Origin of the sequence: Paraglaciecola polaris LMG 21857, from assembly GCF_000315055.1 — a bacterium.
GTDB lineage: Bacteria > Pseudomonadota > Gammaproteobacteria > Enterobacterales > Alteromonadaceae > Paraglaciecola > Paraglaciecola polaris.
The window spans coordinates 13,391-34,417 of record NZ_BAER01000053.1; the positions used below are offsets into that span (position 1 = coordinate 13,391).

The following is a 21,027-nucleotide window of genomic DNA, read 5'->3' on the forward strand; positions in this document are numbered from 1 at the left end:
AGGTCCTCTTATATGTGCTAAAAGAAATCGCCAAACTTTAGTTGGCTTTGATTTCAGGTAGTTACTCCGCCATTTTATGTCGGGATTGACTAAACAGTGGATTTTTCGTCAGGCGCATTGGCATGCAGCACACCGTCTTCATCGCTATACACATTGACAATAAATTTAGGTTTAAAAACCAGTACCCAAGACGGCACCAAAAGCATCGCAGCGAATCCATTGATCACAATCATGACGCAAAGCAAAAGAGCTGCGTCAGACTGGAATCTCAGTTCTGACAGGATGACCCACATAACGATACCCGCGATCAATGTGACCGCCGTGAAGCTGATGGCCATGCCAGTGGTAGCTATCGATTGGCGAACTGCGTCAATTAAATTGCCTGACTTCGCCATAAACTCACGGATCCGGTCCATCATATAAATGGAGTAGTCGATACCAACACCAATGCCAACTGCAACCACTGGCACAGTATTAATGTCAATACTCATGCCGTAGAGTCCCATGTAGGCATAGGTTAAAATTGATGCAAATAACATAGTCGAAAGCATCATTAAACCTGCGTGCAAAGAGGTATAAAACAGCATGACAAAAGCAAAAATAAACAAAAAGACAAGTGGCAACACGATGATATTGGTTTCAAAGGCAGATTCATTCATGGCTGCAGCCACGCCCATGGTGCCCCCAGCCAGACGAATTTCTAATCCTTCAACGTCATTACCATGTTCTTCAATCCATGTTTTTGCCATATGAATAGCACGGCGAATGGTTTCACCCTGTCTGTCTTTATAATAAAAAACTAAGTTGGCAATGCGGTCATCTGTATCATTGAATTCATTTAATGCGCCCGGAATTGGACTAGACGCCATATAGGTGAACATCAAACCACCAACATATGAAGCATCGTGAGGGATCTGATACCAGCGAGGGTCATTATTATGCATTAATCGATTAACTTGCTGGACAAGATCAGTCAACCCTTTGCTTCCACCCACTTCAGGATCGGTTAGCATATGTGTCTGTAGTGAAATGAGGGACTTCAACACTTCGGGTCGTTTTAGGCCGCCATTAGTATCCGTTTCTGCTATGATGTATAGCTCTTCAGAGCCAGGAAATCGTTCATTTACCGTTCGGGATGAAATATTGTAATCGTGGTCGGGGTAGAGTATTGGAGAGCCCGGTTCGGAATCACCAATTTGTACTTGCGAAGCGGCGAATAATCCCACGATAGTAAAAATAAACGCGCCTATTAACAATCTTGGGGCCGCCTTAGGGCGAGCAACAATGCGAGAGCAACTGGAACCGATATAGCGCAAAAATGTTTCTTTTATTTCTGGATCTTTAGGTGTGGGTAATACTGTAAGTAACAAGGGCACACCCACCAATACAGTTAATACTACCGTCATCGCCCATATCGATGCATAGAAGCCAAGCTGAGTATTTAGCGGTATTGATCCTACCGCAATCAATAATAAGCCAACTGCATCCGAAACAACGCCCAAAGTGCCAGGCCGAAACAAACTATCGAAGGTGGCTTTTGCAGCATCACTACCTTTTGGGTGAAATTTTAATTCAGCATAATATCTTTCAACTAGTTGCACGCCATGGCTCATGGCCCGAGCCGCAATTAAAAAGGGGATGACCAAACCTAGGGGGTCAAGGTTATACCCCAGCAAACTGATAATACCCAAGCCCCATATTGTTGAAATAAGTACCCCGCCAAGAGGTACTAACACGCCGTAAGCTTTACGAAAATGGAATACCAACAGTGCTAACATTATTAATACTGTGAAAATAAAGATTTGTAGAATTTGTTCCATATAGGTATAAGCCCAGCCCACTAGAACTGGCTGCCCAGTAGCGTAAATAGTCACGCCGGCTTGGCTTTCTTCGCCTATAATTTTTTGTAGTTGCGTGAAGGTTTTTTCGTAGTCTAGTTGTCCCTCTATTAGCTGTGCTTTGACCAGTGCCATTTTGAAGTCAGGTGCAACTAATGGGCCATAGACTTGAGGGTTAGCGGCGACGTTTTCGCGCATTAACGCTAACTCAGCATCATTATATTTGCCGTAAGTTGAATCAAAGTAAGGTTGAGAGTTAATACTGCCAACCTCGGTTAACCATATATGTCTTGAGTTTCGATGGGTTAAGCTGGCAACAAGGTTGTGGTTAACACCGGGTAAGTTGTCTACTGCCATGGTGACACGATCTAAAATTGCTAAGTTTTCATTTGAAAATATATCGTCGTCAGTAAACTCAACGCCAACGACCAACACATTAGCACCACCAAAACTGTCTTTAATACTATTGTGAAGTTTTATATAAGGGTGTTCTTGAGGTAACAGATTTGCAAAATCAGTGTAAATTTTTAGGGCGGGAATACGACTTAAAAAGAATAACGTCAATAAGAGTATTGCACCTAGAACAAACAATGGACGCTTGAATATACTAGTTTCTAGTGCGTGTAAAAAGTGAGTAAACCGATGCTTAGTTGTCATTTTATAGTTCCGTATTATCAACCGACAAGGCTGCAGCGTTAGGATCAATTGTCATGAACATCCCACGTCCTCCCGCAACCAATAGCTTTTGTTTAAAATATAGAGCCGCCCGCAAATAAATAGGTGCAGAGGCTGGCTGAACTGTTTTCCATTGGTCCCCGGTAAGTTTCAAAACAGTCGCGTTGTCGCCCAAAGCAAATAACACCCCATCAATTTCTTGAAATTGATAAATTGGAACGGTGCTATCGGCACTTTGTTTATGCCAAGTGTTACCGGAATTTTTGGTGTAATAAATAAATCCATTAAGTCCAGCCACCCAACCCTCGGCAATCGAAGTGAAATATGCTGCATGAGGATAGAACTCAGCGGGCATGAAGCCGCTCACTTGCCATGTGTTACCGCCATCTTCGGTGACTACAAACATGCCAAATTCTGCGGTAGCTACTGCCTCTTGTTCAGACAAAAAAACGACGTCTGTAATAATGGCGTCTTCTTCTAGAGTGTTAGATTGCCAGCTTTGGCCCTTGTCACTTGAGCTTAAAAATGTTGAAAATCCACCTGCAACCCACCACTTGCCATTAGGCGAACAATCGATAGTCATTAGCTGCTCTTGAGAATCAACCTTAATAGGTGCCCAATCATCACCGCTAGGGCTCGATACCCAAATATGATTGTCGAATGACAGCGCAATAAAACGTTGGTCTGGGCAGGTATCAACGGCCAAAAAAGAGGGTTGCCCGTTTAAAATAGTGCGCTTCCACGTTGCACCATCTGCGCTAGATAAAACAACGCCACTGTTGCCAACTAAAACTGCGGTTTCAGTGTTACTGGCGAAGGCTTGGTAAAAGTCGGTTCGCTGCATAGCTTGGTCGAGTTGAACAGTTACCTTGTCCATGACTAAGGGAGATTCACAGCCTAATAGAAACACGGAACTTATAACGACAAACGTTGCACATTTCCAAATTTTGTTTCTGTACAAAGAAGCGAAATTCGACGCCAAAGTTAGAGAGAGAAATTGGTTTAACAGCATTATTTATCACGCTTTTCAATTAACATAAAAGTCACAACAGCAAGAGCTGTGCCAGTAAAAAAAACTCGCGATATATTTATCTTTTTACAATTATTTCAATTACTTATAATGTTATATTTCTCAAATTATGAAGTAGAACAAACAAGCCAAAATTTTAGATGTTAATGAAATGATAAATTAAACAAGGTATGAAAGTGCGGATTTGCTATGTTTTGATGATTTGATAACATTTTGGAATCTATCAAATTGATAGAGAAGTTTCATACTTTTAAATGTTATCAAGTTGACCATCAGACAAATAATTATTGACTAGCGTTTACGGTACCAAGATAGGTATGCTGAGTTTACTACGATCTTCCAAGTGTTCGTGCGCAGCGCTCGCGTCATTGAGCGAGTATGCTGTTAAAGCATGCGGCGTCACAATACCATCGGCAAGTGCTGCGAAATAGCGCGCTGCAGAAAATTCCAACTCCTCTTGTGTGCTCACGTAGTGGGTCAAAATTGGCCGGGTTAGAAACAGCGACCCACAGCGAGCCAGAGCGAGTACATCCATAGGATCGGGTTTGCCCGAAGCATTCCCAAATGCCACCATAAGGCCGCGTGGTTTAATGCATTCCAGTGACTTGTTGAATGTATCTTTGCCGACCGAATCGTAGACCACATCCACCAATTTACCGTCTGTGATGTCGCGTATCTGTTCAACAAAATCGTCTTGCGAATGCAATAATACAAAGTCACAGCCGGCTTGTTTGGCGGCGTCAAACTTCGCCTCTGATCCGACAGTTCCGATTACCCTTGCGCCCATATGGCGCGCCCACTGGCATATTATTGAACCCGTGCCACCGGCGGCTGCATGCACAATAATGGTATCACTCGGCTTTATGCTGTGTAGGCGGAATAACAGGTACTCGGCAGTGAGTCCGCGCGTTAAGCTTGCGGCAGCCACCTCTGAGGAAACTTCATCCGGTACACGTACTACCTGAGAAGAATCTACCCAGCGCCGGTCAATGTACGCGCCAAAGATTGAGGCATATGCAACACGGTCACCAACGTTTACATGGGTGACGGCGCTGCCACATTCTTCAACAATACCAACGCCCTGATCACCAATTACAGCTGGCAGTGTTGTGGGGTAAATGCCGCGACGGAAGTAGGTATCAATAAAATTCACTCCAATAGCCACGTTACGAATCAATATACTGGCATCATCCGCCGTGCCGGTTTCGACGGTCTCGAGTCGGAGATTCTCCGGACCACCATATTCACGAAGTACAATTGCCTTGGCCATGCTTCTATCCTATGTAATCAGTTTAGGTGATATTACAAACACCTAGTCAATTTGCTTCCTAAACTCTCGATCAAAAACGTATAGTTTAAGACGTTTCCTTGCTAAAAAGAATTGTAGCTTTATACAACAATTCCGTGTTTCTTTAAGCGATAAGCAAGGGCTGGTCGTGTTACACCGAGCAATCTAGCAGCACCCGAAATATTATCCTTTGCCTTCGCCATTGCTCTTACGGTGAGTATCTTTTCGACAGAATCAAGGCTTATTTCTTTTTCGAAAATAGAGTCAATCCAATTTTCTTTATCTTTTTCACATGGCTTTACTATATTGCCCTCAGAATATACGTGATCATCGTTATTAGTTTTTAGTTGATCAATCGTAGAATAAAATAAAGAATCAACAGAAATAGTCTCATTGCTGTCGGTTAAAATGACTCCGCGTTCTATTACATTCTCTAGCTCGCGTATATTCCCCGGCCACTCATACTTCGAAAGGTAATCCCAGGCTTTATCAGACAATCCTAATGTATGTTTTGAATAATCGTCATGAAATTTCTGTAAGAAGTGCTCGACAAGTAGTGGAATATCATCTATCCGGTCGCGTAATGGCGGTATATTTACCGGAAATACGCTTAAACGATAATACAAATCTGCACGAAATCTTCCCTCATTAACTGCTTGTTCTAGCGACTCATTTGTAGCGGCAATTACACGCACATCAATTTTGTGTGTTTGTGCGCCTCCTACACGTTCTAATTCTTGTTCTTGCAGCACTCGCAGCAACGTAGATTGTGCACGAGGGGTCAATTCTACTACCTCATCAAGAAATATGGTGCCTTTATCAGCTCTTTCGAAACGACCTGGGCGTGATTGCGTCGCACCAGTAAAGGCACCTTTCTCGACACCGAATAATTCAGCTTCAATCAACTCTTGCGGAATAGCGGCACAATTAACAGCGATAAAGGGCTGATCAACCCGTTTACTGCGCAGATGTAAACTGCGAGCGATAACTTCTTTACCAACACCTGTTTCACCTAACAATAGAACAGATACTTTACCCTGTGCAGCTTTATCGATTTTTTTGCAGGCTTCATTATACGAGTGCGATTGACCTATTCCATAATATTGCCCCTGCTGACGTTCCAAACTACTGCGTAAGGAATTGACTTGAGACTGCAAACTATAAAGTTGCTCAATGATCGGTTCCTCTTTGAAGTATTGGGCAAAATCCTCGTGGTCTTCCCATTCTTTTGCAGGCTTACCAATAATTAAACACTGATCATCGCCGCAACCACGACAACTTACTTCACGGAAGATAATTTCTTTTCCCATGAAAGAAGAGGTAAATGCGCAGGCATAGCCTAATAAGGACCAACATGCGGGTTCATCCATTTGACCCAATTCAGTTTGTACTATCTCTACTTCCCAAGAGTTAATCCATTCAAGTTCAGCATAGAAATGCCCTCTTTCGTGGTCAATATCAAGTTTTAAGGGATTGGCTTTCACCATACCTTTAATAGAATGCAGTTGCGGACCAGTAAGAAAAATATCAATATCTTTACAGTGTGGTCGTAAGCGCCGAGAAAGTTCAGCATCGCGCAGGCCACTTTGGTATCCCAGTCTCAAAAAGAAACCTTTAGCTCGTTCAACACCAATACTATTTACAAGTTCTCTTCGAAACGCTGCCATGGCAGAAACTTGCATTAACAGCATGCGTTGTTCGCCAAACCACACTTTGCCTTCCTCATGGCTAAACCGAATAAGATCGGTTATGTCTTTAATATCTGGCTCGAGTAATTGACTTTTTGAACTGCTAGACATTGTGATCCTCAAAAATTAATAAAGAAGCCATTACAAAGGCACTTATTTTTAATCTAATCGCCAAGCTTAATGATAAGTTTCAAGCTGTAGGTAATTTACCAGAAAACATAAACTGGCGCAGTTTTATCATATAGTCAATTTTTTTTGGGTTATTAACTAAATCATTAACATTTTCTTTGAAAAGAGGTGTTTTTTTTAACATTTCTTCCTACGAAATATAATAAATATACATATTAATCAAAAGGTTGAATGCTAAAAAATGGCATGCTCAAACCGCTTGGCATGCCTGTTGCAAATCATGGTTTTAACATAATTAAAACATAGTCAGAGTAAGTTACTAACATGATTACTAATATTTCCAAAAATCAGTTTAATGCATTTACCCGCTACGTTCGAGTACGTAGCGCTCCTGAGGATGCTTTTGTTGAATTTGATTTCGCTATTGAGTATCCCGAACTTTACGTCGAGTTGGTCCTGCCTAAGGCTGCCTTCGAGCTTTTTTGCAAACACAATAATGTGGTCCATATGGACGAAGATATGGCAAAAGAGGTTGATGATGATGCTCAAAAATGGCGATTCGGCGATACCCGAAAGATTTAGTAAAAACAATATTGATTAACCAAATAAGGTAACAAAATATGAGCGTTGAGATAAAAACCAGTTCCGTTTCTACCATTCGGAATACTTATAGTCATATTAAGCGTCGTTTTGGTGATAAACCAGCTACGCGTTATCAAGAGGCCAGTTATGATATTGAACCGACTCATAACTTTCACTACAAGCCTTTATGGGATCCACAAAAGTCCTTAAACGACCCAAGCCGTACCGCTATTAAAATGAAGGATTGGTACGCAATTAGTGACCCTAGACAGTTTTATTATGGGGCGTACGTAGGCAGCAGAGCCAAAATGCAAGAAAACGCTGAGTCGAGCTTTAAGTTTTGCGAAAAACGTGACCTCATATCTAGTTTAGACGAAAGTATTCATCATAAATTGCTTAAATATTTAGTGCCGTTTCGTCATTTGAACCAATCAGCAAATATGAATAACAGCATGGTTGCCGCTGACTCGATTGCCACCACAGTTGCACAAGCACATATTTATCAAGCTATGGATCATCTTGGCATTGGTCAATATTTATCGCGCATCGCACTAATGATCGATGGTAATACCGGTACTGCATTGCATACCAGTAAAGCATTTTGGATGGATGACCCAATGTGGCAACCCATGCGCAAGCTCGCCGAAGATTCGATGGTCGTTAGCGACTGGTTTGAGTCAACACTGCTACAGAATTTACTAATAGACAAAGTGCTTTTTTCATTCGCATATGAAGCACTCGATGAATGGTTTAGTGAAATGGGCGCACGCGACGTTGGCATGCTAACTGAGTTTATGCGCGACTGGAATAAAGACACCACACGTTGGATTATTGCCGTTATTAAGACTGCGGTCGCAGAATCTGATTATAACAAGGAAACCATTCAAGCTTGGGTCAACCATTGGGAGCCGCGCGTTTTCGAAGCGCTAGAACCTATTGCCCTAGAGACAGTTGGCAAAGAGTCTCTTTCTAAAATTCAAGCTGAACTCGCTGCCTTATTGAAAAAGACAGGTCTTCAATCAACAGGGGCTACATCATGAGCCAGTATGTATTTATTGCATTTCAAGACAACGAAAACGCACGTTACTTAGTAGAAGCGATTAGTGAAGATAACCCACATGCTGAAATAGAACATCAGCCTGCGATGATTCGGATCCAGGCTGATAAACGCTTGGTGATTACTCGAGAAACAATGGAAGAAAAACTAAATCGTGAGTGGGATGTGCAAGAAATGCTGCTAGATGTCATCAGTATTGGCGGCAATGTTGATGAAGATGACGACCATTTTATCCTTTCGTGGAATTAATCAGGAGTAACTAATGACTGCTACTAAGAAACTAAATTTAAAGCAAAAGTATCAATACTTAACTCGAGATATGGACTGGGAACCTAGTTATCAGAAAAAATCTGATATTTTCCCACATGAAGATTTTGAAGGCATCAAAATAGTCGATTGGGATGGCTGGGAAGACCCTTTCCGCCTTACCATGGACTCGTACTGGAAATATCAAGCTGAGAAAGAGAAAAAGCTTTACGCTATTTTTGATGCTTTTGCCCAAAATAATGGCCATCAAAACATTTCAGATGCTAGATATGTTAACTCACTAAAACTATTTTTAAGCGGCGTATCGCCACTCGAATACGCAGCTTTTCAAGGTTATTCAAAAGTTGGACGTCAATTCAGCGGAGCGGGAGCGCGGGTTGCTTGTCAAATGCAAGCAATAGATGAACTGCGTCACTCACAAACCCAGCAACATGCGATGAGCCACTACAACAAGCACTTTAATGGCTTGCACGATGCGCCTTTGATGCATGACCGCGTATGGTTTTTGTCAGTGCCTAAGTCATTCTTTGACGATGCTCGTTCTGCAGGACCATTTGAGTTCTTAACCGCCATCTCGTTCTCGTTTGAGTACGTGCTAACCAACCTATTGTTTGTGCCATTTATGTCGGGTGCAGCCTACAACGGAGATATGGCAACGGTAACCTTTGGCTTCTCAGCCCAATCTGACGAAGCACGTCATATGACGCTGGGTTTAGAGATAATAAAATTCATGCTTGAGCAGCACGAAGATAACGTGCCAATTGTTCAAAAATGGATAGACAAGTGGTTCTGGCGTGGTTTCCGTCTCCTTAGCTTAGTTAGCATGATGATGGACTACATGCTGCCAAACAAAGTTATGTCTTGGCAAGAAGCTTGGGAAGTCTATTACGAGCAAAGCGGCGGTGCCTTGTTTAAAGAATTAGCACGCTATGGCATTAAGCCGCCTAAGTATCAGGATGTTGCTAATGCTGCAAAAGAGCATATTAGTCATCAGTTATGGACAACCTTCTACCAATATGGGCAGGCAACTAACTTTCATACTTGGATCCCGAAAGAAGAAGAGATGGAATGGTTAGCTGAAAAATATCCTAATACCTTCGACAAGTACTATCGTCCTCGTTTTGAACACTGGGAAAAAGAGCACAAAAAAGGCAATCGTTTTTATAACAATACGCTGCCTCAACTATGTCAAGTTTGTCAGGTGCCGGTTTTATTTACCAAAACAGAAGATCCAACGGCCTTTAGCCACTGCGACACTGTGCATGAAGGCGAACGTTATCATTTCTGCTCTGAAGCATGTGGCGAAATCTTTGCAGACGAACCTGCTAAGTATGTGCAAGCAGTACTGCCAGTGCATCAAATATACAAAGGCAAATGCGGCGGTCCTGACTTACCCGACGTGCTAACAGATCATTATCACATCAATATTGGTGAAGATAACTTTGATTATGTTGGTTCGCCTGATGAGAAGCGCTGGAACGAAATTAAAGGCATCAAGCCATTAAACAAAGATAACGACGCTGCATAGTTGATAAATAGCCACTGCAAATCAATCGTCGGGTAGGTGAACTACCCGATAAATTTACAAAAGAGGGGAAAATCATGGCTGTAAAAGCGATTTCAGAATACACAGCAGTACCGAGTGACCTTGTAGAAAACTTCAACGGTATGCAACTGCTTTACGTTCATTGGCAAAATCACATCATGTTTTGCGCACCATTTGCACTGTTGGTCTCGCCCGACGCAACCCTGCCCGAAGTGTTCGCATCACACATACAACCGGCAATCGCTCCGCATCCCGAGAGCGCAAAAGTAAAATATGACGACATACAATGGACGCTAAATGGTGAATCTTTTGAGCCTACCCAATCAGACACCTTGTTAGCTCAAGGGATTGATCACAAAAGCATGCTCACTATGACCACACCTGGCTTAAACGGCCTCTATAACGTAAATTTTTAGGAAATTCATTATGACATATACGGTAACAGTGGAACCTACAGGCGAGCAAATCGAGGTAGAAGAAGGTCAAACGATCTTGCAAGCAGCCCTGCGCCAAGGGGTGTGGATCCCATTTGCATGTGGTCATGGCTTATGTGCTACATGCAAAGTTACGGTAATTGACGGTGACGTGGATGTTGGTAATGCATCGCCTTTCGCATTAATGGATTCAGAGCGTGATGACGGCATGGTACTAGCGTGCTGCGCAACAGTAGAAAGCGATGTCACCATTGAGGCCGATATCGACGTTGATGATGATTTTGAAGGTTATGCAGTGGAAGATTTTACCGCAACCGTGACCAAAATTGTCGACCTTTCACCCACTATTAAAGGTGTTCATCTTTCGTTAGACGGTGCTATGACCTTTCAAGCGGGCCAATATATTAACTTGCTTATTCCTGGCTGCGATGGTGTGAGAGCATTTTCTATTGCTAACCCACCATCGAACAACCAAGAAATTGAACTACATATTCGCCATGTACAAGGCGGGGTGGGCACCAGCTATATTCATGAACAACTAAAGGTAGGTGAAACCCTGCCTTTGTCAGGGCCATACGGACAGTTTTTTGTCAGAAGCTCTCTACCTGGTGATTTAATTTTTATTGCGGGAGGCTCAGGTTTATCGAGTCCTCAATCCATGATTTTAGATCTTTTGGAAAACGGAGACCAACGTCAAATCACTTTGTTACAAGGGGCACGGAATCAGGCTGAGCTTTATAACGCAGACTTATTTACTGCGCTTGCCGAAAAACACGCCAACCTTACTTATATTCCAGCGCTTAACGATGCCAATGAAGATGAATCTTGGAAAGGTTTTAAAGGCTTCGTACACGAGGCGGCTAAAGAACATTTTGATGGTCGTTTTGCAGATCATAAGGCTTATTTATGTGGACCACCACCAATGATAGATGCCGCCATTAGTGCCTTAATGCAGGGCCGCCTGTTTGAAAAAGACATATTTATGGAGAAATTCATAACCGCAGCCGACGGCGCTGAAGACAATCGCTCAGCACTATTTAAAAAGATTTAATCCGAGATAAATAATGCGTGAATTCACTATAACCGACAACACCAGCAAACAGGAGTTTTTTTGTCGTGAAGACGAATATGTACTTCATGCCATGCAGCGTATTGGCAAAACATGCGTTCCAGTAGGTTGTAAAGGCGGCGGTTGTGGGGTGTGTAGAGTCAGTATTATTTCGGGAAAAGCAGATTATGGTCGCATGAGCAAAGCACATGTGACTGTTGAACAAAAAGATAATGGGTATGCATTGGCTTGTCGTATAAAGCCAGAAAGTGACTTAATCATTGAATGCGCACCCAAACCAAATGCTTCTATTGAAATAGTAGCTTACCAAAATACGCAACTGAATGAGGTTTCAAAATGAAAAAAGGTGTAATGAGACCAGGGCATGTACAAATACGTGTACTGGATATGAAAGAAGCATTAAAACACTATGTTGATTTGCTCGGTCTTATTGAAACAGATAGAGATGAATCAGGCCGAGTGTATTTAAAAGCTTGGAGTGAAGTAGATAAGTTTTCTGTGGTTTTGCGCGAAGCGGATGAGCCAGGATGCGACTTTATGGCTTTCAAGGTCGTTGACGAAGATGCTTTAAATCAACTTGAAAAAGACTTAATTGCATTTGGTTTAATGGTTACGCATCTTGAAGCGGGCGACTTAAAAGATTGCGGTAGACGAATTCAATTTACCTCAGCGTCGGGACATTGCTTTGAGTTATACACCGATAAAAAATATACCGGCAAATGGGGCTTAAATGAAGTCAATCCTGAAGCTTGGCCTCGCGGCCTGAAAGGCATGAAAGCAGTTAGATTCGACCACTGTTTGTTTTATGGTAATGCACTCGTCGAAACCTATGATTTATTCGTGGATGTGCTTGGCTTTTACTTAGCAGAGCAAGTGCTTGATCCTGATGGTAATCGCGTAGCACAATTTTTATCACTTTCTACTAAAGCCCACGACATTGCTTTCATTATGCATGAAGAAAAAGGCAAGTTCCATCACGCGTCGTTTTATTTAGAAACGTGGGAAGATATTTTACGAGCAGCCGACCTTATATCTATGGAGGATGTACCAATAGATATAGGCCCAACGCGCCATGGTTTAACGCACGGTAAAACAATTTATTTCTTTGACCCATCAGGTAATCGCACTGAAGTATTTACAGGGGGTGATTACAACTACCCTGACCACAACCCCGTCACATGGAAGGCAGAAGATTTAGGCAAAGCCATCTTCTACCACGACCGCGTATTGAACGAAAGATTTTTATCAGTTTTAACTTAAACAGAATCTTAGCGAGTAGCGCTCTTCTGAATCTAATTAAGTCAAAAATGTAGAAGGTTGAAAGAGATAACAATGAAAGAATATAAGCATTTTATTAATGGCAAATATGTTGCGTCTGAAAGTGGAAAAACGTTTGAGAATCGCTGTCCAGTAGATAACAGTTTGTTAGGTAATATTCATGAAGCGGGCGAAGCGGAAGTTGATGCAGCGGTACAAGCTGCCAAAGCGGCACTGAAAGGTCCGTGGGGAAAATTTACTCAAGCAGAACGTACTGTGTTACTGAATAAAGTCGCCGACCGAATCAACGAGCGTTTTGACGAATTTTTACATGCTGAATGTTTGGATACCGGCAAGCCTCATAGTATGGCAAGTCATATTGATATTCCGAGAGGGGCGGCTAACTTTAAAGCCTTTGCTGAAACGTTGGCGAATCATCCGACCGAAAGCTTCCGGCTTGATACTCCGGACGGTAAAGGGGCTGTTAATGTTGGTCAACGCACCCCTAAAGGAGTGATTGCGGTTATTTCTCCGTGGAATCTACCTTTATTGTTAATGACATGGAAAGTTGGGCCGGCCATGGCTTGCGGCAATACCGTTGTTGTAAAACCTTCAGAGGAAACACCTGCCACTACCACATTACTTGGTGACGTTATGAACGAATGTGGTGTGCCACCTGGTGTATTTAACGTGGTACATGGCTTTGGTGGAAATTCTGCAGGTCAATTTTTAAGCAGTCATCCTTTGGTTGATGCAATAACATTTACCGGTGAAACCTCTACTGGCGAAACTATTATGAAAGCAGCTTCTTTTGGCTTGCGTAATATTTCTATGGAGTGCGGCGGTAAAAATCCAGGTATTGTTTTCGCTGACTGTGATTTAGAAAAAGCTATTGAGGGCACGATGCGCTCGGCGTTTGATAACTGTGGTCAAGTGTGTCTTGGTACTGAACGAGTTTACGTTGAGCGGTCCATTTTTGACATCTTCGTAAAACGAATGAAGGAAGGTGTAGCGCAATTAAAATTAGGTCGTCCTGAAGATATAGAAGCCAATTTCGGTCCGCTAGTGAGTCTTAAACATAGAGAGAAAGTTCACTCTTATTATCAATTAGCGGTTAAAGAAGGCGCCACTGTTGAAATCGGCGGTGGAATACCTGATATGGGTGAGGACCTTAATGATGGTGCTTGGATAGAGCCGACAATTTGGACCGGACTTGCCGACGATGCACGTGTAATACGAGAAGAGATTTTTGGTCCTTGTTGCCATATTCGCCCCTTTGATACTGAAGAAGAGGTTATAGCACTGGCAAATGACACCAACTATGGCTTAGCCGCGGCAGTTTGGACAGAAAATAGTGCACGGGGAATCCGAGTTGCCGAACAAATAGAGTCAGGTTTGGTATGGATAAATAGTTGGTTTTTACGTGATCTAAGAACCGCGTTTGGTGGTGCAAAACAATCAGGTATTGGTCGCGAAGGCGGTGTTCATGGCCTCGAGTTTTATACTGAATTGAAGAATATCTGTATCAAGCTATAAACCGCGGCACAGGTTAACCGAAAATGACAAATACACCGACATTAAAGGACAATTTTATGACAAATATTAACAATCCAGAAATCGGACAGATGATCGATGTAAAAGGTGTAAAAACTAATGTTCACGATATCGGGTCCGGCGCGCCAGTCATGCTGATCCACGGCTCCGGCCCTGGAGTAACAGCCTGGGCAAATTGGCGTCTGGCTATGCCGGAACTGGCCAAAAACCACCGGGTAATAGCTCCAGACATGCTCGGTTTTGGCTATACCGAAAGGCCAGCGAGTAGCTTGTGTAACGTCGACCGTTGGATAAACCACACTATAGACTTACTAGATGTACTAGGTATAGAACGCACAGATCTTATTGGTAATTCTTTTGGTGGAGGGCTCGCGCTAGCGCTGGCTATCCGCTTTCCACAGCGAGTGCGTCGTTTGGCGTTAATGGGGAGTGTAGGTGTGCCATTTAAACTCACCCCTGGGCTCAATGCCGTTTGGGGCTATGAACCGTCGTTGCAAACAATGAAAGGCTTACTTGATGTTTTTGCCTATGACCGAAACTTAGTAACAGATGAACTGGCTGTACTGCGCTATGAAGCTAGTATACGGCCGGGCTTTCAAGAATCGTTTTCTTCTATGTTTCCAGCGCCTAGACAGCGATGGGTAGATGCCTTAGAAAGTAAAGAAAGTGACATACGGGCTCTCACGCACGAAACGCTGATTTTGCATGGACGAGAAGATCAAGTCATTCCATTGCAAACCAGCCAGACTCTTTTCGAGTGGCTACCCAATGCCCAACTACACATGTTTGGTCATTGTGGACATTGGACGCAAATAGAACATGCCGCACGTTTTTCTAAACTGGTGGTAGATTTTCTGGCAGAAGCCGAAACAAATTAGCAAGAGACTGAGAACATTATGAATAAACAACAAATTCTGGCTTGTGGGGACGAACTCTACAACGCGATTTTACAAAGGAAAACAGTCAAGCCTTTAACTCAGCGTTTCAATGACATTAGTATTGAAGATGCTTACCACATCTCGCTACGAATGGTCGAACGCAGGGTGCAAGCGGGTGCAAAAATTATTGGCAAAAAAATAGGGGTTACCTCTAAAACTGTTCAGGACATGCTTAATGTTCATCAGCCTGATTTTGGATATCTCACCGATGATATGGCTTATAGCCAAGGTGAAGAAATGCCGATCTCCGAAAAGCTGATCCAGCCAAAGGCTGAGGGAGAAATTGCATTTATCCTTAAAAAAGATTTGATTGGCCCAGGCATTACCAATGCTGATGTATTGGCCGCAACCGAATGTGTCATACCGTGCTTCGAAATTGTCGACTCCCGTATTGAAGACTGGAATATCAAAATTCAAGACACCGTTGCCGACAACGCTTCATGCGGCCTTTTTGTTTTAGGTGACAAAGCGGTTAGCCCAAGCAAGGTCGATCTTTCGACTTGCGGAATGGTGGTTGAAAAAAATGGCCAAATTATATCTACCGGAGCCGGCGCTGCGGCGCTCGGCAGTCCGGTTAATTGTGTGACCTGGTTAGCCAACACACTGGGGCAGTTCGGTATTCCGCTTAAAGCAGGGGAAGTGATCCTGTCAGGTTCTTTAGTCCCGCTAGAACCGGTTAAAGCAGGTGATTTCATGAGTGTCAGCATTGGTGGAATTGGCAACGCTTCCGTCCGTTTTGTCTAACTATAGGAATGTTAACGATGTCTAAAAAATTAAAAGCGGTAATTATCGGTCCGGGTAATATCGGCACTGATTTACTGATGAAAATAATGCGTTCAGACTGGATAGAGCCGGTTTGGATGGTAGGAATTGATCCTGAATCTGCAGGCTTAAAACGAGCTGCAGAAATGGGTATTAAAATTTCGACCACGGGTGTTGATGGCATGCTGGAAAAAGTCATTGAGGATGATATTAGAATTGCGTTTGATGCCACATCAGCCTATGTGCATGCTGAAAACAGCCGCAAGCTTAATGAGCTTGGAGTCATCATGATTGATTTAACGCCAGCAGCTATTGGCCCATTTTGTGTCCCTCCAGTTAATCTGAAACAGCATGCCGAAAAACTGGAAATGAATGTCAACATGGTCACTTGTGGTGGACAAGCTACTATTCCGATGGTTGCGGCTGTTTCGCAAGTGCAAGAAGTCGAATATGGCGAAATTGTTGCCACTGTGTCATCTCGTTCTGTTGGGCCGGGCACGCGTCAAAATATTGATGAGTTCACTCGCACAACTTCGGGCGCTGTTGAAAAAGTTGGTGGCGCGAAAAAGGGTAAGGCAATAATTGTTATCAACCCTGCCGAGCCACCATTAATGATGCGTGACACTATTCACTGTTTAACTAAAGAATCACCCGATCAGGCTAAAATAATCGAGTCGGTGCACAACATGGTTAAAGAAGTTCAGAAATACGTACCCGGTTATAAATTAGTTAATGGCCCTGTTTTTGATGGTAACAAAGTCTCAGTATTTATGGAAGTAAGAGGTTTGGGTGATTTTTTGCCTGAATACGCAGGAAACCTCGACATAATGACGGCCGCCGCGCTGCGCACTGCAGAAATGTTCGCCGAAGAATCTTATAACCAGACAATCAAATTACCAGTGAGAGGTTAAAGTAATGGACTTAAAAGGTAAGAAAGTAACGCTCCATGACATGAGCCTGCGCGATGGTATGCATGCCAAACAACATCAAATATCGATAGATCAAATGGTTGCTGTTGCGACCGGATTAGATGAAGCCGGTATTCCGCTAATTGAAGTTACCCATGGAGACGGCTTAGGCGGAGCATCGTTAAACTACGGTTTTCCAGCCCATACAGATGAAGAGTATCTCAATGCGGTAGTGCCTAAGATGAAAAACGCTAAAATATCGGCCTTATTGTTGCCTGGAATTGGAACGGTTGATCACCTAAAAATGGCTCGCGATTGCGGCGTCCACACCATCCGAGTGGCCACTCATTGTACTGAAGCAGATGTGTCTGAACAGCATATTGGTTTGGCGGCAAAAATGAAAATGGACACAGTTGGCTTCCTAATGATGGCCCACATGGTCAGTGCTGAAAAAATTCTGGAACAAGCTAAATTAATGGAGAGTTACGGTGCCAACTGTATTTATTGCACAGATTCCGCCGGTTATATGTTGCCTGATGAAGTCACGCATAAAATCAGTGTTTTGCGGGCTAACCTTAATCCGGCAACGGAACTGGGTTTTCATGGTCATCACAATATGGGAATGGCTATTGCTAACTCGTTAGCAGCAGTCGATGCAGGGGCTAATCGCATTGACGGTTCGGTTGCCGGTTTAGGAGCTGGAGCAGGTAACACGCCTTTAGAGGTCTTTGTAGCGGTACTGGATCGTATGCAAGCTGTTCATGGTGTTGATTTGTATAAGATAATGGATGTGGCGGAGGATCTAGTTGTCCCGCTAATGGACCACCCAATACGGGTTGACCGCGACGCACTAACGCTTGGTTATGCTGGTGTTTATAGTTCCTTTTTGTTATTTGCCCAGCGTGCAGAAGCAAAATATGGCATCCAGGCACGCGATATTTTAGTAGAGCTAGGCAAGCGCGGCACTGTTGGTGGACAAGAAGATATGATTGAAGATTTAGCGTTAACAATGGCTAAAGATAAGGGGTTGATATAATGGGAAATTTGAAAAAACAACAGGTTGAAGAGCTTGCCAAACATCTTGAAGATGCCGAGTTGCAGGCCTATGAAGTAACCAAAATAACCGACGACTTTCCAGATATGACCTATGAGGATGCTTTCAATATCCAGTGGGAAATTCGACGCCGCAAGGAAGCCCGCGGAACTAAAATTGTAGGCATGAAAATGGGCTTAACGTCTTGGGCCAAAATGGCGCAGATGGGTGTAGAAAAGCCCTGTTATGGCTTTTTGGCAGACTATTTCTCAATACCGGATGGTGGGCAAATAAAGCATGATGAACTGATCCATCCAAAAGTTGAAGCTGAACTGGCCTTTGTAACCAAAGCGCCTTTGAAGGGACCCGGGATCCATATCGGTGACGTTTTACGCGCCACTGATTTTGTAATGCCTGCGGTGGAAATCATAGATTCCCGATACAAAGATTTCAAATTTGACCTAAAAAGTGTCATTGCCGACAACTCCTCGTCCAGTCGTTTTGTGGCGGGCGGAACAATGGCCAAACCTGAAGATCTAGATTTGAAAAACTTGGGTGTGGTAATGGAAGTCAACGGTGAGGTCGTGCAATTAGGAGCTGGCGCTGCTGTATTGGGCCATCCAGCATCGTCTGTTGCCATGCTAGCTAATATGCTGGCAGAACGAGGTGAACACATCCCTGCAGGCACCTTCATTATGATTGGCGCAATTACTGCCGCGGTGCAAGTGAATAAAGGTGACTCGTTTTGTGTTCGTTATCAGGGGCTGGGTACCGTATCTGGAAAATTTGTTTAGCATAAACAGATAGATACAGCAATTGAATGATAAAGAGGGCATTAACGCTTACACTTTGGCAAAAGCGATATTTGTGAGTCTGGTAACGAGGTTTGAATATTTGCTTACACAGTTTAATTATGCCAGCGGCTCAAGTTTTGCTGTTGACCTATATTGCTATGCCAAGGGCCACAAGGTTTCTAAAAGAGTTGTTATTAAAATACTAGCTTAAAGTCACATACTAGGTACAAAATAGGAAAATATAGAGATGCCCATAGCGCAAATAAATATTATTGAAGGAAGAACTGACGAGCAAAAAGAAGCGCTCATCAGCGAAGTAACAGATGCCATTGTGCGCGCGATTGGTGCACCCAAGCCAAGTGTTCGGATAATTATTAATGAAATGCCCAAGCAACATTTTGGTATTGCAGGTGAGTCAGTCAAAAAATTGGGAAAGTAATGATGTAAAATTATACGGTGTTTGACCACTCGTTGAGCAAAACGGATCGTCAGTGCAGATAAGTTGATGAACCGTAATTTGCTCTTCGAAGTGTTGAAAACCATTCCAAGAAAGCGGATAACTACAAAGTATTCCGTGACCGGCGAGCCAGACTCATGCTCCTCGCGTGATTAGGCTTATCAGATTATCTGTCTCCTCTATTTACGAGTTTAGGGCTGTTATTTCCACGCTTTGATGCCATCACTTGTGCTCTAAGGTTACTGTTAGGCGGAGGGGCGCCCTGCAATCCGAAAAAATTGTAAGGTTGAGGCGCAGCGATGTGATATGTGCCACTAATTTGCAAATGAAATTGATGGGTGAGCAGAATACATGGCACGCCGGTTTACGGTTGTGCCATCTCGCCCTTTATTATAATGGCATGCGTCTTCTATTCATATCGTATTTGCCGTGTTGGGTCATGTTTAAACGCTGCTTGCTGATGGCTGCTAGACTGATATACCGACATTGCTTACGTCAGCAATGTCGCAGTTCCTGAAATTATAAGCAATGACATGACTGACCGCTATGGTTGCATGCTGTGCTATTACTTAAATCCCTCGACTGTCCGCAATGGTGATAAACAAGAGCCTTAAAACCAGTTTATTCGAACCACCGCTACGTCCCCTGTTGGCTCATTTGAGTCTATCAGTAAGGCACTTTATTATTCTCTTACAATTAATAAGTAACCAAATTTCGCCTATTAATTTAGGTTTTTCGATACGTTTAGCATTGCTAGCTTATCCATGTTTTCATCTAAATCTATTTCTGTTCTAGTTACGTTTAAATGTTTAAGCTTATATTGCTCTTCCAGTCTATCGATAGAAGTTTGCTGTCCCATTACGTGGTAGTAGAATTCTTGACCTTTGCGTTCAGAGTCCTTTTGCCACGTAATGATCGTGACGATATCCCCTAAATCAAATGAGTTCACGGTATCAATATTTACCGAGTCTGACTCATTCCTAATATCATCAGTTATTCGCATGTTTGGAGAGCGATAAACGTCGCTCAATCCTTCTGAAATAACGTAGTTACGCAGTTCACTTTCACTTGCTGGGCTATATGCCCATTCAGGCACCCCTAGAATAACCTTAAATGAAGCCTTGCTAGCTTGCAGAATTGCACTAAACGCTTGATACGCACCAAACCATTCTTGATAAACAATCATAGCTTCATCAAAATCTATACTTGGGTCTAAAAAATGCGCAAGAGGGTGGAAAGGTAAGACGAATGTGGATTTGGCGTTATTAGTACTGATGTAGTAGTTTACTAGCGTATCTATCACAGAGTTTAAATGATGAATATGTTGGAAAACTATTGGTGTTTTGTGCAAAGAGCCGTATGAAATTACTTTGAAATCATCTTGAGCTGATAATGTATTAATTTTTACAATTGTACCTATGTCAAATATATCGCTAAGGATTTCTTCGCCACTATACGTAAATGGAAGGTGCTGCCAAACATACTTCTTATTCAATTGTTCGAAGGCAAGCTTGTCGCCACTAAAATGGGACTCGTCAAAGATATTACCTGGGTCGAAGATATCACCTTCTGCCCTCGATATTTTGGTTTCTGATGGTGGTTTTGACATCAGCAAAGAACCGATAGCGACTATAGAGCCCCCACGATTTTTAAAAAAACCTTTCAAAACATCTAATATTTCATTTGGATTGGATATTTCGCGTTTATCGACGTTCGTAAAT

20 protein-coding genes are annotated in these 21,027 nt (G+C 42.9%); 15 read left to right on the forward strand and 5 right to left on the reverse strand.

Going from position 1 to position 21,027, the window contains the following annotated elements; genetic code table 11:
• Positions 1-89 precede the first annotated feature (89 nt).
• From GPLA_RS11300 to GPLA_RS11315, 4 genes are all read right to left on the reverse strand, one after another.
• Positions 90-2,495: an efflux RND transporter permease subunit gene (locus tag GPLA_RS11300; RefSeq protein WP_040514561.1), complete on the reverse strand. Its 2,406-nt coding sequence runs from the start codon at positions 2,493-2,495 to the stop codon at positions 90-92.
• Position 2,496: 1 nt separating this feature from the next.
• Complete coding sequence (locus tag GPLA_RS11305) at positions 2,497-3,390, reverse strand: YCF48-related protein (protein ID WP_007105051.1); 894 nt, start codon at positions 3,388-3,390, stop codon at positions 2,497-2,499.
• 451 nt (positions 3,391-3,841) lie between these two features.
• Entirely contained in the window at positions 3,842-4,813 is a 972-nt protein-coding gene (locus GPLA_RS11310; protein ID WP_007105052.1) for a quinone oxidoreductase family protein, read from the reverse strand.
• 119 nt (positions 4,814-4,932) lie between these two features.
• Positions 4,933-6,630, reverse strand: coding sequence for a sigma-54-dependent Fis family transcriptional regulator (locus GPLA_RS11315; RefSeq protein ID WP_007105053.1), 1,698 nt, complete (start codon positions 6,628-6,630; stop codon positions 4,933-4,935).
• A gap of 342 nt (positions 6,631-6,972) precedes the next feature.
• On the opposite strand from GPLA_RS11315, the gene GPLA_RS11320 reads away from it, so the two are divergent.
• From GPLA_RS11320 to GPLA_RS11390, 15 genes are all read left to right on the forward strand, one after another.
• Positions 6,973-7,230, forward strand: coding sequence for a phenol hydroxylase subunit (locus tag GPLA_RS11320; protein ID WP_007105055.1), 258 nt, complete (start codon positions 6,973-6,975; stop codon positions 7,228-7,230).
• 38 nt (positions 7,231-7,268) lie between these two features.
• On the forward strand, positions 7,269-8,270 hold the full coding sequence (locus tag GPLA_RS11325; RefSeq protein WP_007105056.1) for an aromatic/alkene monooxygenase hydroxylase subunit beta: 1,002 nt from the start codon (positions 7,269-7,271) through the stop codon (positions 8,268-8,270).
• Positions 8,267-8,536 carry an MmoB/DmpM family protein gene (locus tag GPLA_RS11330; protein WP_007105057.1) on the forward strand — a complete coding sequence of 90 codons (270 nt, stop codon included), beginning with the start codon at positions 8,267-8,269 and terminating at the stop codon, positions 8,534-8,536. The genes GPLA_RS11325 and GPLA_RS11330 overlap by 4 nt, the downstream gene beginning before the upstream one ends.
• Positions 8,537-8,549: 13 nt before the next feature.
• Positions 8,550-10,082: an aromatic/alkene/methane monooxygenase hydroxylase/oxygenase subunit alpha gene (locus GPLA_RS11335; protein ID WP_007105058.1), complete on the forward strand. Its 1,533-nt coding sequence runs from the start codon at positions 8,550-8,552 to the stop codon at positions 10,080-10,082.
• 74 nt (positions 10,083-10,156) lie between these two features.
• Positions 10,157-10,516, forward strand: a complete 360-nt coding sequence (locus GPLA_RS11340; RefSeq protein ID WP_007105059.1) for a phenol hydroxylase subunit P4 — start codon at positions 10,157-10,159, stop codon at positions 10,514-10,516.
• Between the two features lie 10 nt (positions 10,517-10,526).
• Positions 10,527-11,585 carry an NADH:ubiquinone reductase (Na(+)-transporting) subunit F gene (locus tag GPLA_RS11345; protein ID WP_007105060.1) on the forward strand — a complete coding sequence of 353 codons (1,059 nt, stop codon included), beginning with the start codon at positions 10,527-10,529 and terminating at the stop codon, positions 11,583-11,585.
• A gap of 13 nt (positions 11,586-11,598) precedes the next feature.
• Positions 11,599-11,943, forward strand: a complete 345-nt coding sequence (locus tag GPLA_RS11350) for a 2Fe-2S iron-sulfur cluster binding domain-containing protein (protein WP_007105061.1) — start codon at positions 11,599-11,601, stop codon at positions 11,941-11,943.
• A complete protein-coding gene (locus tag GPLA_RS11355; RefSeq protein ID WP_007105062.1) occupies positions 11,940-12,863 on the forward strand; it encodes a catechol 2,3-dioxygenase in 924 nt (307 codons plus the stop codon). The genes GPLA_RS11350 and GPLA_RS11355 overlap by 4 nt, the downstream gene beginning before the upstream one ends.
• A 72-nt stretch (positions 12,864-12,935) precedes the next feature.
• Positions 12,936-14,396: a 2-hydroxymuconic semialdehyde dehydrogenase gene (locus GPLA_RS11360; protein ID WP_007105063.1), complete on the forward strand. Its 1,461-nt coding sequence runs from the start codon at positions 12,936-12,938 to the stop codon at positions 14,394-14,396.
• A gap of 56 nt (positions 14,397-14,452) precedes the next feature.
• Positions 14,453-15,292 carry an alpha/beta fold hydrolase gene (locus GPLA_RS11365; RefSeq protein WP_007105064.1) on the forward strand — a complete coding sequence of 280 codons (840 nt, stop codon included), beginning with the start codon at positions 14,453-14,455 and terminating at the stop codon, positions 15,290-15,292.
• An 18-nt stretch (positions 15,293-15,310) separates the two neighbouring features.
• Positions 15,311-16,096, forward strand: coding sequence for a 2-oxopent-4-enoate hydratase (dmpE, locus tag GPLA_RS11370; RefSeq protein ID WP_007105065.1), 786 nt, complete (start codon positions 15,311-15,313; stop codon positions 16,094-16,096).
• 17 nt (positions 16,097-16,113) lie between these two features.
• A complete protein-coding gene (locus GPLA_RS11375) occupies positions 16,114-17,025 on the forward strand; it encodes an acetaldehyde dehydrogenase (acetylating) (RefSeq protein WP_007105066.1) in 912 nt (303 codons plus the stop codon).
• 4 nt (positions 17,026-17,029) lie between these two features.
• Positions 17,030-18,058, forward strand: a complete 1,029-nt coding sequence (gene dmpG / locus GPLA_RS11380; RefSeq protein WP_007105067.1) for a 4-hydroxy-2-oxovalerate aldolase — start codon at positions 17,030-17,032, stop codon at positions 18,056-18,058.
• A complete protein-coding gene (gene dmpH, locus GPLA_RS11385) occupies positions 18,058-18,849 on the forward strand; it encodes a 2-oxo-3-hexenedioate decarboxylase (protein ID WP_007105068.1) in 792 nt (263 codons plus the stop codon). The genes dmpG and dmpH overlap by 1 nt, the downstream gene beginning before the upstream one ends.
• A gap of 247 nt (positions 18,850-19,096) precedes the next feature.
• Positions 19,097-19,288, forward strand: coding sequence for a 2-hydroxymuconate tautomerase (locus GPLA_RS11390; RefSeq protein ID WP_007105069.1), 192 nt, complete (start codon positions 19,097-19,099; stop codon positions 19,286-19,288).
• A 739-nt stretch (positions 19,289-20,027) separates the two neighbouring features.
• On the opposite strand, the gene GPLA_RS23585 is transcribed toward GPLA_RS11390, so the two are convergent.
• The coding region (locus GPLA_RS23585; RefSeq protein ID WP_040514562.1) for a hypothetical protein at positions 20,028-21,027 on the reverse strand (1,000 nt) is incomplete at its 5' end.

Coding starts and splice junctions, on each gene's coding strand:
- GPLA_RS11300 (WP_040514561.1), bottom strand. CDS start 2,495: ATGACAACTAAGCATCGGTTTACTCACTTTTTACACGCACTAGAAACT.
- GPLA_RS11305 (WP_007105051.1), bottom strand. CDS start 3,390: ATGGACAAGGTAACTGTTCAACTCGACCAAGCTATGCAGCGAACCGAC.
- GPLA_RS11310 (WP_007105052.1), bottom strand. CDS start 4,813: ATGGCCAAGGCAATTGTACTTCGTGAATATGGTGGTCCGGAGAATCTC.
- GPLA_RS11315 (WP_007105053.1), bottom strand. CDS start 6,630: ATGTCTAGCAGTTCAAAAAGTCAATTACTCGAGCCAGATATTAAAGAC.
- GPLA_RS11320 (WP_007105055.1), top strand. CDS start 6,973: ATGATTACTAATATTTCCAAAAATCAGTTTAATGCATTTACCCGCTAC.
- GPLA_RS11325 (WP_007105056.1), top strand. CDS start 7,269: ATGAGCGTTGAGATAAAAACCAGTTCCGTTTCTACCATTCGGAATACT.
- GPLA_RS11330 (WP_007105057.1), top strand. CDS start 8,267: ATGAGCCAGTATGTATTTATTGCATTTCAAGACAACGAAAACGCACGT.
- GPLA_RS11335 (WP_007105058.1), top strand. CDS start 8,550: ATGACTGCTACTAAGAAACTAAATTTAAAGCAAAAGTATCAATACTTA.
- GPLA_RS11340 (WP_007105059.1), top strand. CDS start 10,157: ATGGCTGTAAAAGCGATTTCAGAATACACAGCAGTACCGAGTGACCTT.
- GPLA_RS11345 (WP_007105060.1), top strand. CDS start 10,527: ATGACATATACGGTAACAGTGGAACCTACAGGCGAGCAAATCGAGGTA.
- GPLA_RS11350 (WP_007105061.1), top strand. CDS start 11,599: ATGCGTGAATTCACTATAACCGACAACACCAGCAAACAGGAGTTTTTT.
- GPLA_RS11355 (WP_007105062.1), top strand. CDS start 11,940: ATGAAAAAAGGTGTAATGAGACCAGGGCATGTACAAATACGTGTACTG.
- GPLA_RS11360 (WP_007105063.1), top strand. CDS start 12,936: ATGAAAGAATATAAGCATTTTATTAATGGCAAATATGTTGCGTCTGAA.
- GPLA_RS11365 (WP_007105064.1), top strand. CDS start 14,453: ATGACAAATATTAACAATCCAGAAATCGGACAGATGATCGATGTAAAA.
- dmpE (WP_007105065.1), top strand. CDS start 15,311: ATGAATAAACAACAAATTCTGGCTTGTGGGGACGAACTCTACAACGCG.
- GPLA_RS11375 (WP_007105066.1), top strand. CDS start 16,114: ATGTCTAAAAAATTAAAAGCGGTAATTATCGGTCCGGGTAATATCGGC.
- dmpG (WP_007105067.1), top strand. CDS start 17,030: ATGGACTTAAAAGGTAAGAAAGTAACGCTCCATGACATGAGCCTGCGC.
- dmpH (WP_007105068.1), top strand. CDS start 18,058: ATGGGAAATTTGAAAAAACAACAGGTTGAAGAGCTTGCCAAACATCTT.
- GPLA_RS11390 (WP_007105069.1), top strand. CDS start 19,097: ATGCCCATAGCGCAAATAAATATTATTGAAGGAAGAACTGACGAGCAA.